The sequence below is a fragment of the Kitasatospora sp. NPDC034533 genome (genome assembly GCF_055575155.1).
The window spans coordinates 23,826-38,239 of the sequence record NZ_JBVITE010000010.1 but is presented as its reverse complement, the minus strand read 5'-3'; the positions used below and the strand labels follow the sequence as shown (position 1 = coordinate 38,239).

General features: G+C 77.1%; 6 protein-coding genes. All 6 read right to left on the bottom strand.

From position 1 onward, the window contains the following. Positions 1 to 111 precede the first annotated feature (111 nt). The 6 genes from ACZ55U_RS09920 to ACZ55U_RS09895 all read right to left on the bottom strand — a co-directional run bounded on the left by ACZ55U_RS09920 (position 112) and on the right by ACZ55U_RS09895 (position 14,192). Positions 112 to 570 carry a MarR family winged helix-turn-helix transcriptional regulator gene (locus ACZ55U_RS09920; RefSeq protein ID WP_465524361.1) on the bottom strand — a complete coding sequence of 153 codons (459 nt, stop codon included), beginning with the start codon at positions 568 to 570 and terminating at the stop codon, positions 112 to 114. Positions 571 to 763: 193 nt separating this feature from the next. Then, complete coding sequence (locus ACZ55U_RS09915) at positions 764 to 2,788, bottom strand: hypothetical protein (protein WP_465524359.1); 2,025 nt, start codon at positions 2,786 to 2,788, stop codon at positions 764 to 766. A 2-nt stretch (positions 2,789 to 2,790) separates the two neighbouring features. Further along, positions 2,791 to 7,083 (bottom strand): DUF5682 family protein, encoded by a 4,293-nt coding sequence (locus ACZ55U_RS09910; protein ID WP_465524357.1) that lies wholly within the window; start codon positions 7,081 to 7,083, stop codon positions 2,791 to 2,793. A gap of 4 nt (positions 7,084 to 7,087) precedes the next feature. Then, a complete protein-coding gene (locus ACZ55U_RS09905) occupies positions 7,088 to 8,233 on the bottom strand; it encodes an ATP-binding protein (RefSeq protein ID WP_465524355.1) in 1,146 nt (381 codons plus the stop codon). Beyond that, positions 8,230 to 13,338 carry a hypothetical protein gene (locus ACZ55U_RS09900; protein ID WP_465524353.1) on the bottom strand — a complete coding sequence of 1,703 codons (5,109 nt, stop codon included), beginning with the start codon at positions 13,336 to 13,338 and terminating at the stop codon, positions 8,230 to 8,232. The genes ACZ55U_RS09905 and ACZ55U_RS09900 overlap by 4 nt, the downstream gene beginning before the upstream one ends. Next, positions 13,335 to 14,192 carry a DUF4132 domain-containing protein gene (locus tag ACZ55U_RS09895; protein ID WP_465524351.1) on the bottom strand — a complete coding sequence of 286 codons (858 nt, stop codon included), beginning with the start codon at positions 14,190 to 14,192 and terminating at the stop codon, positions 13,335 to 13,337. Before ACZ55U_RS09895 ends, ACZ55U_RS09900 begins: the two co-directional genes overlap by 4 nt. Between the last annotated feature and the right edge of the window lie 222 nt (positions 14,193 to 14,414).

Here is a 14,414-nt window from a genome sequence, read left to right as displayed (position 1 = left end):
GCCATGGGGAGGGGCCGGGCCTCGGCCGGTGGCGTGGGCTCGGGCGTCGGCGTGCTCCCGGGCGCCGGGGTGAGCCCCGGCCACGCGTGGCCTCAGTCCGGGCGGTGGGCCTCAGCCGGTGGCGTGGGCCGGGTGGAGGTCGGCGAGCGACTCGACCAGCGGGGCCAGCTCGGGCACCCCGGTGGCCTCGGCGAGGGTGGCCTCCAGGGCGGCGTCGTGCACCGGGCGGGCAGCCGTCAGCAGGTCGCGGCCCTCGGGCGTCAGCTCGGTGTAGATGCCGCGCCGGTCGTCCGCGCAGAGGAAGCGGCTGAGCAGACCGCGCTCCTCCAGACGGCTCACCAGCCGGGTGGTGGCGCTGCTGCTCAGCGCCGCCGCCCGGGCCAGCTGCTGCATCCGCATGTGCCAGCCGTCCTGCCGCGAGAGCGCCTCCAGCACGGTGTACTCGACCACCGACAGCCTGAACTCGGCCTGGAGCGTCTTCTCCAGCGCGGTGTCGATCATCCCATGCAGCGCGGCGAGCGTCCGCCAGCCACGGGACCGGATCTCGGCCGCATCGTCGCGGATTCCCATGACTTGCTCACTCTCCCGTCGCGCTGCCCGTTGCCGTGCGCCCCGGGAGGCCCGGGCGCAAGGCCCCGTGCACGCTCCTCGGTGATGTCCCGTACGGCGACTCCCTCCGACAAGTATGCCATTCGGCGCGGAATATCGGTCTGTGCAAATAGTTCGGCTTATACCTCCCACCGGTTTCCCCCGCCCGCCCCTCTCACTCCTCTCCGGACCAGGCCGCCACGCACAGCGCCGCCGCCAGTTCCTCGATGTACGAGGCGGCGGCCAACCAGGCGGTGGCGAAGGCGTCGTGGTCGTCCGTGACGATCCGGCCGAAGACGTCGCGCTGCCGGTCGGCCGCGGCGGCCCGCAGGCCGTCGAGGAGCTCGGCGGCGGTGGCCAGACCGGCGGCGCGCAGCAGACGCCGGTCGGCAGCCGCCGAGGCCTCGCTCGGGGCGAGGGCGTGCCGGCCGGTGGTGACCGTCTGCTCGACCCGGCGGCCGAGCACATGAACGGGCGGGCCGTACGGCACCGGGGCGGGCGGCTCGGGTACGGCCTCCGGCGTCACTGTGGGCAGGGCCTCGGGCGTCGCTGCGGGTACGGCCTGGGGCACGGCCTCGGCTGCGGCCCGGGGGGTGGCCTCGGAGATGGCCCCGGACGTGGCCTCGGCTTCGGCGAGGTCGGCGGCCTGGAGGCGTTCCAGGCCGAGGTTGACCCGCCCCGCCCGGTCGGCGGGCCGGGCGAGCGGGCCGGGCGCGTCCGGGTGCGCGCCGATCGCGAGCAGGCGCAGCTCCGGGCGGTCCGCACGCTCCAGCCGGCCGATCACCCGCAGCCGCAGGCCGGGCGCGGTCGCGAGCAGCGCGAGGTTCGCCCGGAACGGCAGGTCGGGGTGCTCGTGCGCGGGACGCAGGACGACCACCGGCCCATCCGGCGTGCCGGCCGGGTCGTCGCCCGCGGGGGCGCCCACCGCGCAGCGGGCCAGCAGCTGGGGCGTTCCGCCCGGGCCGGTGGGGGCCGTGCCCAGCAGGGTGACGTCCAGGAACAGCAGGTCGCTCCCGGCCGGCCGACTCTCGTACGGCAGGTCCTGAGCCCCGAGCGCCCGGGCCACCTGGGCGGACACCGGTTCGGACCAGAGCCGGGAGACCGGCTCGGCCGTCCACGCCGTGCCCGCCGCACGGACGGCCCGTACCGAGGCGCCGGCGCCCAGCCGGCCACCGGCGGACCTGGTCGCGCCCTGGACGGCCAGCCCGGCACGGCTGAACTCGCGGTGGCTCAGCGCGGCGTCGCCCAGCCGGAGCGTCCGGTTGCCCGCCCCGACCGCCTGCGGGACGGCGGCGGCCACGCCGTCGTGCGGCAGCACCTCGGCGATCGTGCTGAGCCGCCCGCCGGCGTCCACGGCCCAGCTGACCGCGCCCGCATGGGTCGCCGTCAGCACCGGCTCGGCGAACAGACCGTAGAGCCGCAGGCCACCCTCCTCCCGGTAGGCCTGGCGCGCGGTGCCGCGCAGCCCGGCGGTCGGGGCGGCGCCGCCGGCCAGGGCCGTGGTGAGGCCGAGCAGCTCCCGCAGGCCGGCCACCAGGTCCGCCAGCCGGTGGTCCGGCGCACCGGCGCGCGCCGCGCGGACCCGCGTCGCGACGGTGACGGCCGCCGCGGCCGGGCGGTACAGGCCCGCCAGGCGCGCCCGGTGGGCGGCGCGCAGCAGCTCCGCCTGGGAGACGGCTCCCGCACCGCTCACCCCGGCGGCCAGGACGGTGGCCGCGGCCCGGTGGAGGTGGTGGACGGCCGCGTGTTCGGCGGCCGTGAGGGGGTCGGGCCTGAGGTCTGCCGTGAGGTCGGCCGTGAAGGGGTCGGAGGCCGGAGCGGCCGGCTGGTCCGCCGGTCCCCCGGACGGTTCCGCGGCCCCGCCGCCGGCGTCCGTGGCCGGGATGCCGGTGTCGCTCCCGGCCTCGGTGATCGGGCAGAGGGTGACGGCGGCCGCCCGGTGCACGCAGGCCGGGGCGAGCAGGCAACCGCAGCGGACATCGGCTTCCCCGGCGACCACCCCGCCCGGGGCGTGCAGCACGAGCACCGTCTCCTCGTCCACCTCCACCCGCCACTCGTCGCCCTCGCGGGCCACCGGCCGCTGTGCCAGCTTCGCCGCCGCGCCGTCCAGCCGCTTCTGCAACCGGGCACTCAGCCCGGCCACCACCTCGGCGACCACCTCGGGCCGCACGCCCGGCCAGTCGTTCGTCGGTTCCGTCACGCTCATCGCACCTTCTCCCCCACCCAGCGGGCCAGTTCCAGCGGGCTCAACGCCGCCACGGGCATTCCGGCCGCCACCAACCGGCCCGCGACCGCCTTCGAGTAGCGGGCCGTCCCGGTGTCGTCCAGTGCCGCGCAGCCGAGCAGGTGCACGCCGGAGTCGACCAGCGCCCGGGTCTGGGCCAGCAGTGCGCCGACCGGTCCGCCCTCCTCGAAGTCGCTGACCACGGCGATCAGCGTGCGGGACGGCACCGTCACCAGCCGGCGCGCGTAGCGCAGCCCGCTCGCGATGTGGGTGCCCCCGCCGACCCGCACCTCCAGCAGCAGGCCGAGCGGATCGTCCACCCGCTCCGTGAGGTCCAGGACCTCCGTGGAGAAGGCCACGAAGTGGGTGCTCAGCGAGGGAACACCGGCCAGGATCGAGGCCGTCAGGGCGGCCCACACCGTGGAGGCCTCCATCGACCCGGAGACGTCCACGACCAGGATCAGCCGCCAGTCGTTGGCCTGCCGCGCCCTGGTCCGGAACACCGGGCGCTCGGGCACGATCAGGGTGCCGCCGTCCGGCGCGGGACGGGCGGTGGCCAGGTTGGCCCGGATGGTCCGGTCCAGGTCCAGCCCGCCACCCGGGCGGCGGGAGGGGCGCGGCACGGAGATCCCGGTCAGGGCCGGGCGCAGCCTGGTGGCCAGCTCCCGGCTCAGCTCGTCCACCAGGCGCCGCACCAGCGGGCGCAGCCGGGCCAGCCGGGCCTCCGGCATGCCGCCCGCGTGCTCAAGCACGGTGCGCAGCAGGTCGACGGACGGGCGGACGGCGGACGGGTCGACCGCCTCCAGGACATCGGTGCGGCCCTGCGCGACGGCGGCGGTGAGCACCTCCTCGCGCACACCGGGGCCGAACAGCGACTCCAGGTCCTCGGCCCACTCCCGCACGCCTGGGTAGGGGGCCTCGCGGCCTCCTCGGCCGGCCCGGCTGTCCAGGCCTGGGCCGGAGCCCTCGCCGTGGCCGTTGCCGTACAACTCGTCGAGGGCGGTGGCGAGTCGGGCGCCCCGGCCGCTCAGGCCGCCGTTGCCGGGACGGCCGAGGAGCAGCCGCCAGCGCTCGGCGGGGGCGAGGGTGTGGGTGGGGGCGTTGGTCGGTGCCACGGGATTCGGTGGTGTTGCGAGGGCCGGTGGTGTCGCGGGGGCCGGGGATTCCTCGGGTGCCTGGGCTTGCTCGGAGGCCGGAGGCAGGAGGCCGCGGCGGGCGAGGGCGGCGCGGGCCGCGAGGTCGGCGCGCACCCAGCCGGCGAGCGCCGCGGGGGCGACCTCCTCGGGCAGTGCGGCGAGCCGGGCGCCCAGGCGCTCCTCGACGGAGGCCAGCAGCCGGTCACGGGCGGCCGGGCTGAGCGTGTCGAAGCCGCCGCGCAGCGCGGGCAACCGGTCCAGGAAGGCGTCGTCCGGCATCGAGGTGACCCGCTCCAGCACCGGTTCCAGCGCCTGGGGCGCGGAGTCGAACAGGCCCTCCGCTGCCGTCAGCAGTCCGACCAGCGCCCGGCCGAGCGTCTGCCGCGCCTGGGGACCGGTCGCACCGTCCACCCACGAGGCAGCCCGGCCGCCCAGGTCCTCGGCCGGCTCCTGCCCGAGCAGCACCCGCACCGCGCCGGCCGCACCTCGCACCAACGGGCTCCCGCGCTCCGCGAGTTCGGCCAGCACGTAGGCCAGCCGCACCCCACCGAGCCGGTCCGCCCGCCGCACCAGCTCCACCAGTGCCCGCGCGTCCTGCGGATCGTCCGACCCGCCGAGGCCCTCCAACTGCCGCACGGCGGCAGCGGTGAGCACCTCGCCGGCCGCGGCGAGGACGGCCGGGCCGGTCGGCTCCCCCGGCCCGGCGGGCCGCTCGGAGGGCCGGCCCGGGCCGCCGTGGGACGGGGCACCGCCTGCGGGGGCGTGCCCCACGGGGCGGTCCGCGACCGCCGACCCGCCGACAGCCTCCGCACTCGCTCCGGCAGCAGCCGGATCGGTGCCACCGAGGGGAAAGGCGCGGCCGGCCGTGAGACCGTCGGTGAGCGGGGCACCGGGTGCGGCCGGCTTCCCCGTCTCCTCCGTGTCCTCGGGATCGGCGGAGCCGGGCGCGGCAGCCGTCGCGATGTCCCCGGCGGAGCCGTCGACCTCGGCAGCCTCGCCAACCGGAGCGGCCTCCCCCTCCATCGGGACGCCATCGACGGCCTGCCCGACGGCGACACCGTCGAAGGCACCCGGAGGGAAGACCGGGAGAGGACCGGCGGCGAGCCGGTCACAGGAACCGGCGATCGCCCCACCACCGCCCACCACCACGGCACCACCAGAGCCAGACCCGCCGACCTCGGCACCCTCGCCACCCGGGACGCCACCCACGACCTGCCCCACGGCGACACCATCGAAGGCACCCGGAGCGAAGCCCGGGAGATGACCGGCGGCGAGCCGGTCACAGGAACCGGCGATCGCCCCACCACCGCCCACCACCACGGCACCACCAGAGCCAGACCCCCCGACCTCGGCACCCTCGCCACCCGGGACGCCACCCACGACCTGCCCGACGGCGACACCATCGAAGGCACCCGGAGCGAAACCCGGGAAGTGACCGGCGGCGAGCCGGTCGAGGAGGGCGAGGGCGTCGAGGAGCTCGGACAGGGTGGCGGAGGCGGGGAGGATGGTGGTCAGTTGGGTGAGGCGGGCCTCCGTCAGGGCGGGGAGGGCGCAGGAGGCGGCGGCGGTCAGGCCGTCGATGGTCTCGCGCGGGGTCGGCTGGTCGCTGAGGCGGGCCCGCAGGGCACCTTCGGCGGCCTGGACGGGCGTGACGCCGCGGGTGCCGGCGACGGTGAGCATGGCGGCGGTGGCGGGTGTCCAGTGCAGGCGCCAGCGGGTGCCGAGGGTGTCGGTACCGCCGGCGCCGGTGGTGGCGACGGCCTCGGCGTACGGGACCTCGCAGGCCGCGAGGCGGTGCAGGAGGATCTCGCGGCGGCGGTCGAGGTCGCTGCGCAACGGGTCCAGGCGCAGGTCGCGGGGGCCCGGGTCGGTGGGGCCGGGGAGGCCGAGGCCGGCGAGCAGCGCCTCCACCGCGGGGGCGAGTCCGCTGCGCGGGGCCGCGGGGGTGGGACGGCCGGTGCGGCTGCCGACCAGGACCTGTTCGAGGGCGCGGGCGACGGCCCGGCCCCGGCCGAGGGGTTCGCCCTGGGCGAGGACGGTCTGCACCGCTTCGACGAGTTCGCCCCGGCCGGGGGCGGCGTGGCCGCGCAGTCGGGCGAGGTCTCCGGCCAGCCGGACGATCTCGCGGGCGTCGGCCGGGCCGCTGGGGTGGTCCTGGGAGCGCAGGGCGGCGCAGATCCGCACGGCCGTGGTGGTGAGCGCCTCGGCGAGGCGTTCGGGGTCGCCGCCGGCGTCCAGGACGGTGTGCTGCCATTCAGGGTCGCGGATGCCCGCCGGGTAGCCGGAACGGGCGTCGAGCAGCGGGTAGGTGTACGGGATCAGGGACAGGACGTGCCCGGCGTCGTCCGGGTGCGGCGGTTGCTCGGGGGCGAGCGGGCCGTCCAGCAGGGCGGGGGCGTGGAAGGCGCCGATCACGACGGCGACCCGGCGCCCGCCGGCCGAGGCGGCCTGGACGCGGGCCCGCATCCAGGCCTCGCGGCGCAGGTCGTACGGGTCGACGCCGGGGCCGGTCTCGGCGTCCCGGCGCAGTGCCCAGCCGACGAGCAGGGCGGCGCGCCGGACGGCCTCCGGGGTGGAGCCGGGGGCGGCCGTCTCGACCAGGCGGTCCCAGAGGTCCTCGTCGGAGTCCCGGCCGCTGAGGCGGTGGCGCAGCGCGTCGGCGACGCCGGGCGCCCCGCCGGGGACGGCCCGCCGCTCGGCCCCGGGCCGCTCCGGCCCGGACCGGCCGGCGCGGTGGGCGAGCGGGAGGTCGCAGGCGATGGCCTCCACCCCGTTACGCCGGGCCCAGCGCAGGGCGGCGAGCTCCGGGGAGAAGTCGGCGAACGGGTAGAAGGCGGGCCCGGCCGCCTCCTCGGCCCCGGCCGGGGCCGCCGCGAGGGCGACCGGGGCCTGGGTGGCCTCGTCGGCGAGCCAGCCGAGCCAGGGCTGGAACTCGGCGGGCAGCTCGACCAGGACGGCCTGCGGCCGGGCGGCGTCGAGCAGCGCGGGGACGACCGCGCTGAGGGACGGCGCGTGGTGGCGCACGCCGATCAGGTAGGGCCCGGGGCCGCCGGTGCCGGAGGCGGCCAGCCGGTCCGCCTCGGCCCGGACCACCTGGTCCGCGTCGTCCGGGCGGGTGATCTCCGCGCTGCTCATCGGCTCAGCCTTCCAGCGCCGAGCGGAGGTCCCACAGGGTGCGCCAGGTGGCGGCGCCCTGTTCGGCGCGACGGCGGACCGGTCCGTCCCAGTAGCCGAGCAGCCGGGCCGCGTCGGCCGGGTCGTCCTTGCGGACCACGCCGAGGAGCTGGCCGGGCAGGCGGCCGAGCAGGTCCCCGCCGTCGGGCAGGTAGGCGGCGCTGACGCCGAGTGAGGTGGCGACCGAGACGGCCTCGGCGGTGCTCATCACGGTGGACGGCCGTTCGACGTCCCAGCCCTCGGTGGAGCGGCCGGTGCGCAGGTCGCGGAAGGCGGTGACCAGGGCCTCCAGGACGGCGTCGTCCACCGCGTAGGCGGCGCCGGCCCGGGCCACGGCGACGGTGGACTGGCGGCGGACGAGGTCCACCTCGTCGGCGAGGCTGCCGATCGGCCCGACCGTCTCGAAGTTGAACCGCCGCTTGAGCGCCGCGGACATCTCGCTGACGCCCTTGTCCCGCAGGTTGGCGGTGGCGATCAGGGTGAAGCCGGCGGCGGCGTGCAGCTGCCCGTCCGGGCTGCCGGCCAGCTCGGGGACGGCGATGCGCCGTTCGGAGAGCAGCGAGACCAGGGCGTCCTGCACCTCGGGCAGGCAGCGGGTGACCTCCTCGACCCGGGCGACCGCGCCGGTGGTCATCGCGGTGAGCACCGGTGAGGGCACCAGGGCCTCGCGGCTGGGCCCCTTGGCGAGCAGCAGGGCGTAGTTCCAGCCGTACTTGAGCTGGTCCTCGGTGGTGCCCGCGGTGCCCTGGACGGTGAGCGCGCTGGTGCCGCAGACGGCGGCGGCGAGCAGCTCGGAGAGCATGGACTTGGCGGTGCCGGGCTCGCCGACGAGCAGCAGCCCGCGCTCGCCGGCGAGGGTGACGACGCAGCGCTCGACGAGGGCGCGCTCGCCGACGAACTTCGGCTCGATGACGAGGGCCTTGCGCCCGGCCTTGAGCTTCTCGCCGCCGCTGCCCATCACGAAGGTGACCACGGAGCGGGGGGTCAGGCGCCAGCCGGGCGGTCGCGGGCCGCTGTCGTGGGCGGCCAGGAACTCCAGTTCGGCGGCGTACTTCTCCTCGGGCGGGACGATCTGCCGTTCCGTGGACGTGGGGACGGTGGGGGTGCTCATCGGCGGGGGGCCTTCCTGCGCTTGCTGGTCTGGAGCTCTTCGTAACCGGGGGCGTCGCCGTCGACCGTCCGCTGCCAGGCCCGGGCGAACAGCTCGGGGACGGGCAGGGTGGCCAGCGCGGGCCGGTGGGTGGGCAGGGTGTACAGGGCGGCCTTCCAGGTCTCGGCCGGCAGGGCGGGCGCCTTGGCCTCCTGCCAGCCGCCGGGCAGGAAGAGGCCGCGCCCGGCGCGGGCGCGCTTGGCCTCCAGCACCAGGGGGGTGGCGGCGAGTTCGGCGCGGGCCTTCTTCAGCCGGGCGGGCTTCCACCCCGTCCAGCGGGCGGCGTTGCGGTCGGTCGGGTCGGGCAGGGCGAGCAGCTGGAGGTAGAGCGCGGCGGCGTCCTCGCCGAGGCCGTGGGTGCGGGCCACCTCGGTGACCAGCTCGGGGACGGACAGCTGCGGGTTCTGCAGCCAGGCCGGGCCCTCGCCGGTGGCCGACACCGTGCCGGCGGAGGCGGCCAGTCGCTCCGGCTCGCCGCGCAGCACCGACTCGATGGCGCGTCGTTCGAGGGAGAACCAGTAGCTGCCGGAGAGCCCGTCGAGCAGTTCGAGCAGCGGGTCGTCCGGACCGGTGAGGGCGGCCGGCCGCAGCCAGCAACGCTCGTACTTCTCGTGGTAAGGCGTCAGGACGAGCGCCGGGCCGCAGTGGACCAGGCCGTGCCGGTCGGCGCCGCCCTCGGCGGGCAGGCCGAAGTGGCCGCGCAGCACGGGGGCCAGCGCCGCGCCCTTGGGGGTGCGGATCAGGTCGAGGTCGAGCAGCAGCTCCGGATCGGCCAGCCGGCTGCGCAGCGCGGTGGCCGCGGTGGGCAGCAGCGGGCGCAGCGGACTGTCGGCGGGCAGGTGGTAGGCGAGCCAGCGCAGCGCGTCGACGGTGGAGCCGATCGCGCCGTTCCCGGGGACGGCGGACGGGTCCTCGGGGGCCAGCCGGGGGCCGGCGTCCTCCGTCTCGGTGATCCGGAAGCCGGTGCGGCCGGTCAGCCACGGGGTGCGGGCGGGGTTGAGCACGGCCTCGATGGTGTCGACGGGCACGCCGTGGACGGTGGCCAGCGCCTCGTCGGGGAGGGTGACGAGCCGTCCGAAGCGCCGGATCCACTCCTCGGCCCCGGCGGCGAGGTCGGGGCCCTCCGTCCACAGCGTCTTCGGGTCGGCGGGCAGCAGGGCGCCCCAGACGGCGGCGAGGCCGGTGTGGTCGTGGCCGCGCAGCCAGGCCCGGGCGGCCTTGTACTCGCCGGACTTGAGCCCGTACTCGGCGGGCATCGGATCGCCGTTCCAGTGCAGCAGCCTGGCCGGCGGGCTGAGGAGCAGGGCGGAGCGGGCGGTGCCGATGCCGGTGAGCTCGCTGAAGGTCTCGGCCCGGGCGGGGTCCCACGGGACGCTGCCGCGCAGCGCGGCGACCCGCCAGAACTTGGCGACCCAGGCCGCGGAGACCAGTTCCTCGGTGCCGCGCTCCTCGACGGTGGTGAAGTGCGCGACGGGGCCGAACTCCCCGCTCGGGTCGTGGTCGACGGCGAGCCAGTGCACCGTGCCGTCGGTGTACTGCCGCTGGCGACCGAGGATGACGACGGTGCGCCCGGCGTGCCGCAGCACCTCGCCCTGGCGGTGGGTGACCGGCTTGGTACTGGCGGCGGCCTGGGGCGACGGCTCGGCGAGGACGATCTCGCGCAGGGTGGCGCCGTGGTCGGCCAGCGGGCCCTTGGTGAGCTCGCCGAGCAGCAGCACCAGCGAGGAGCGGTGGGCCGGCCGGGTGAACGGCGAGGCCACCGCGTACGCGAGCGCGTGGAGGCGGCCGAGCAGGTGCAGCCAGCCGTGGTGGGAGTCGCCGCCGCGCAGCGTGACGGTGGCGGGCGTCGTCCAGCCCTCGCCGTCCGCGGCGGGCGGGGCGGCCAGCACGGCGCTGACGGCGCGCAGGTTGTTGAGCACCGACCAGCGCCCGTCCGAGTCCCAGGTGTTGCCGAAGCCGCCGGTGCCGGGCAGCACGGCGTGGACGGCCTCGCGCAGGTCGTCGTCGCCGCCGTGGTCCGGCCGCCACTCGGCGGCCGTCGCCTCCTCGGGGCGTTCGGCCTCGGGCTGCGGGAGGAACCGGGCGACCCGGTCCAGTAGGTCGGCGGCGGCGCGGGCGAGCCCGGCGACGCCGGCCAGCAGCCGCGGGTGCTCGATGCCGGGCAGCACGGCGCCGACCGCCTGGACGGGCAGGGAGCGCCGGACCGCCTGCTGCCGGGCGATCCGGCGGCGCACGCCCTGGACGGTCAGCCAGCACTGCTCCGCCTCGGGGCCCGGCTCGGGGTCGACCGGCCAGGCGGCGTCGATCAGCCGGGCGGCCTGCTCGGCGGTGACGGTGCGCAGCACCTTCGAGCCCGCCTCGTCGCGCGGGCGCAGGGCGTGCCAGTGCGGGTACGGCGGGATGAGCGGGGTGCCGGCGGCGGAGAGGTCACCGGGGTGGCAAGGGCGCAGGTCGACGGTGCGGTCGTCGTGGCCGGTGCGGTCGGTGACGTCGGGCAGGTTGAGCGAGAAGTGGCCGCGGTGGGTGTGGCTGACGACCGGCCCGGCCGTGCCGGGCAGGGCGAGCCGGCCCACCGGGTGGGTGTTCGTCCCGGACGCGGCGAGCGGCAGGACGATGCGCTGCCCGTCGGCCGTGAACGTGGTGACGGCCTTACCGGGCTCGACCCGGGCCCAGCTGCCGAGCACGGTGCCGTCGGTGCCGAGCGGGGTGTGCTCCAGGCCTGGCTGGAGCGGCAGCAGCCAGGTGCTGCCCTGGACCAGCCTTCCGGCCCGGGCGGTGGCGGCGATCACCGGCGGTTCGGCGGTGCGGCCCAGGCTGCCGGTGGCCGGGTCGAGTTCGCGCAGGACGGGGCTGCCGTCGGGGGCGTGGCGCAGCGTCCAGTAGCCGGTGCCGTCGCCCAGGACGCGGTGCTCCTGGGGCATCCGGGTGTCACCCGCGTGCAGCGGGCGCTCGCCGGTGGTGCGTCCGCCGCCGGGCAGTTGGAGGGACGGCGCCTCGGGCTCCCGGTCGCCGTAGTAGTAGCCGGCGATGGTCTGGCCCTCCAGCTCGAACTGCTCGTCCGGACGGCTGGACCAGTACGCGCGCTGCTTGCCTTCCTGGGACCAGACGACCAGCAGCTCGCCGTCGACCAGCCGCAGCCTGGTCCGGTTGCGCTGGTGCTGCTCCCCGGGCACCCGCAGGGTGTGCTCCAGCACGATGCCCTCGGGGCCGACCACGACGGCCCGGTCGCGGCGGGCGAGGATCAGGTGCGGCCAGGCGTCCTCGATGATCAGGCCGGTCAGGCCCGCGCCGCCGAGGCTCGGGACGGGGTGCTGCGGGGCGTCGGCGGCGGGCGGGTCGGCGAGTTTGCCGAGCGCCTCCTCCAGGGCGGGCCAGCCGAGTTCGTCCAGGATGCCGGAGGTGAGGGCGCCGGTGAGCAGCGCGGTGACGTCGAGGGCGGCGATCCGCTCGGCGGCGGCCGGGGCGACCTCCCGGACGGCGGTGCGGTACGGGGCCAGCGAGCCGACCAGGTCGGCGGCGCCGGCCAGGCCGCGGGCGCCGGACAGCTCCTCGGCGCGGGCGTCGGCCCACTCCGCGAACAGCTCGCGCAGCAGCGGCAGGGCGGGCACCCGGCGCTTGACGGCCGTCTCCCAGGCGGGCGGGGTGGCGTGGCGCAGCACCGGCCGGAAGCGCGGGTCGGCGGCGACGGCGGCCAGGCCGGTGCTGTCGGGGCCGCACTGCTCGACCCAGCCGCGCAGGTCCCATTCGAGGCCGGCCGGCGGGTCGGCGACCGGCACGCCGGCGGCCAGCAGCAGGTCGAGCAGGTCGAGTCGGGTGAGGCTGCTCCGGATGCCGGTGAACAGGTCGACCGCGACGCCGTCGGCGCGCAGCCGGTCCGTCATCCGGCCGGCCAGGGCGAGCGTGGCGGGGCAGCTGGGCCGGGTGCGCCAGCCGCGGCCGAGGTGGTTGCACCAGCGCTGGAGCCAGGCGGCGGCGGGCTCGGCGCCTTCGGGGCGCGGGCCGGTGAGCAGGTCCTCGGCGCCGGTCTCGGTGAGGATCTCCAGCCAGGCGGTGTCGTGCGGGGCCTGGTCGGAGGAGGCCGGGTCGGGCAGCAGTTCCAGCAGCCGGGCGCGGACCGCGGCGTCGGCCCGGCCGAGCTCGATCAGCGCGCCGTGCCAGGACTTCCAGAACGTGCCGGGGGCCCGGTTGACCGCCGGGGAGTCCAGCAGTTCGGCGAGCAGGGCCCGCTCGTGCTCCTCGCGGTCCAGGCCGGCGGCCCTGATCAGCGCGCGGGCGTCCTCGGCGACCCCGGCGTACGGGGCCATGCCGGCCGCGGAGCGCTCGGTGCACAGCTGGCGGAAGCGCTGCCAGGCCGTCAGCGGGTCGAGCCGCCGGCTCAGCTCCTTGACGTACTGGCGCAGGGACTTGACGGTGAGCGCTCCGGCCAGGGCGAACTCCAGGAAGACGGCGCGCAGCCGTTCCTCGTCGACCGCCAGGCCGTGGGTGCGCTCGGCCTCGCGGGCCTTGCCGAACCAGGCCGCGGCGTAGGTCTGGTTGCCGTGGCCGAGGAAGATCCGGCCGACCTCCTCGCAGAAGGTGGGCAGGAAGTGCGGGACGGCCCGGCCCAGGCGCAGGGCCAGTTCCTCGAAGCCGTCCTTGGCGGCGCCGGGCTTGGAGGTGGCCTGGCGGGCCAGCCGCTCCATCTCCTTGACCAGGGCGAGCGCGTGGTGGCCGTTGGCCGGGTCGTGGACCAGCGCCCAGGCGGGGAAGCCGAGCGCCTCCTGGCGGACCTGGCCGACCTCGGCCGGCTCCTCCTGCGGCGCCAGGCCGAGGAATTCGAGGGCGAGGTCCTCGGCCTGGCCGAGCGCGCCGGGGACGAGCCGGACGATCCGGCGGCCGTCGAGCGCGGGGTGGGCGTAGGTGCGGGCGGTGAGCACGTCGGCGGCGCTGTCGGGGCGCCCGGCGCCGGGCAGGGTGCCGGCCTGGAGCACGGCCCCGGCGTCGAGCAGTTCCCCGGGTGTCGCGGAGGGCGTCCCGGAGTGCGTCGCGACGGGCGTCGCGGTGGTCGGGTTCACGGTGGCGGTCATGCGTCTTCCTCCCCCTGGATCGTGCGGCCGGCGTGCAGGGCGGCGGCCATCCGCATGCCCTCGGACCAGGCGACCGGTCCGACCTCGGTGAGCGGCAGGGCCCGGCCGTCCGGGCCGGCCCAGCTGAGCGCGCCCGTCTCGCAGGCGTCGTACTCGTAGTAGTCGCCGACCCAAACCCGGGCCTCGACGGTGCGTCCGCCCTCGGTGACCGGCTGGACGGCGGAGCCGCCGCGGACCCGGCAGCCGAGCCGGGTGCAGCGCCCGACCAGCTCGCGCAGCTCCCGGTAGCGGCCGCCGGCGTAGGTGGTGACCTCGGTGCCCACGGGCGGCTCGGCGGGCCGGTGCCAGACCTCGCGGTAGAGCTGCTGGACGCGCTGGGAGACGCCCAGCTCGACGGCGAACTCGCGCAGCTCGTCGAGGTCCTGGAGCAGCACGGGGTGCGGTATCAGGACCTCGCCGTCGGTCAGCCGCACGGTGTCGCCGTCGAGGTCGACCAGGCCGAGGCCGCGCTCGGCGTCGGCGCCGCGCAGGAAGCCGGCGACGGAGCCGTCGGTGGCGGTGACCACGAGGTCCTTCAGGACGCCCTGCCAGGCCTCGTCCGGCCAGACGGCGGTGAGCACGGCGGCGGGCACCGGCAGCGAGCGGACCATCCAGCGCTCGACGTCCTCCCGGCAGCCCCGCTCGTGCGCGGCCAGCCATTCGGCGAGCTGCTTGAGCTGGAGGACCACCGGGTCGTCACCGAGCTTCGACGGTAGGGACTTGAGGTCGCGGCCCGCCGCGTTGCGGCACGCCACCCTGCCCTCCCCGTCGAGCGTGACGCGGTACCCTCCCGCGCCCGTCTCCACCCATGCCACGGCCGTACTCCTCCCACCCGAGTGCCACTCGGGAACACCTGTCGATCGCCTGCTGACCAGCGATGCGAGGAACGTAGCGAGGGCCACTGACAACGCGTCGACCGGGGTGAGTTGGGGCCTGACATGCGAGTTTCAAACCACTCGAACGAGTGATCGAAGACAACGGCAGGGCGGGGCGGCCGCCCGTAGGCAGCCGCCCCGCCCTCCCACCGTCCGGGCCCC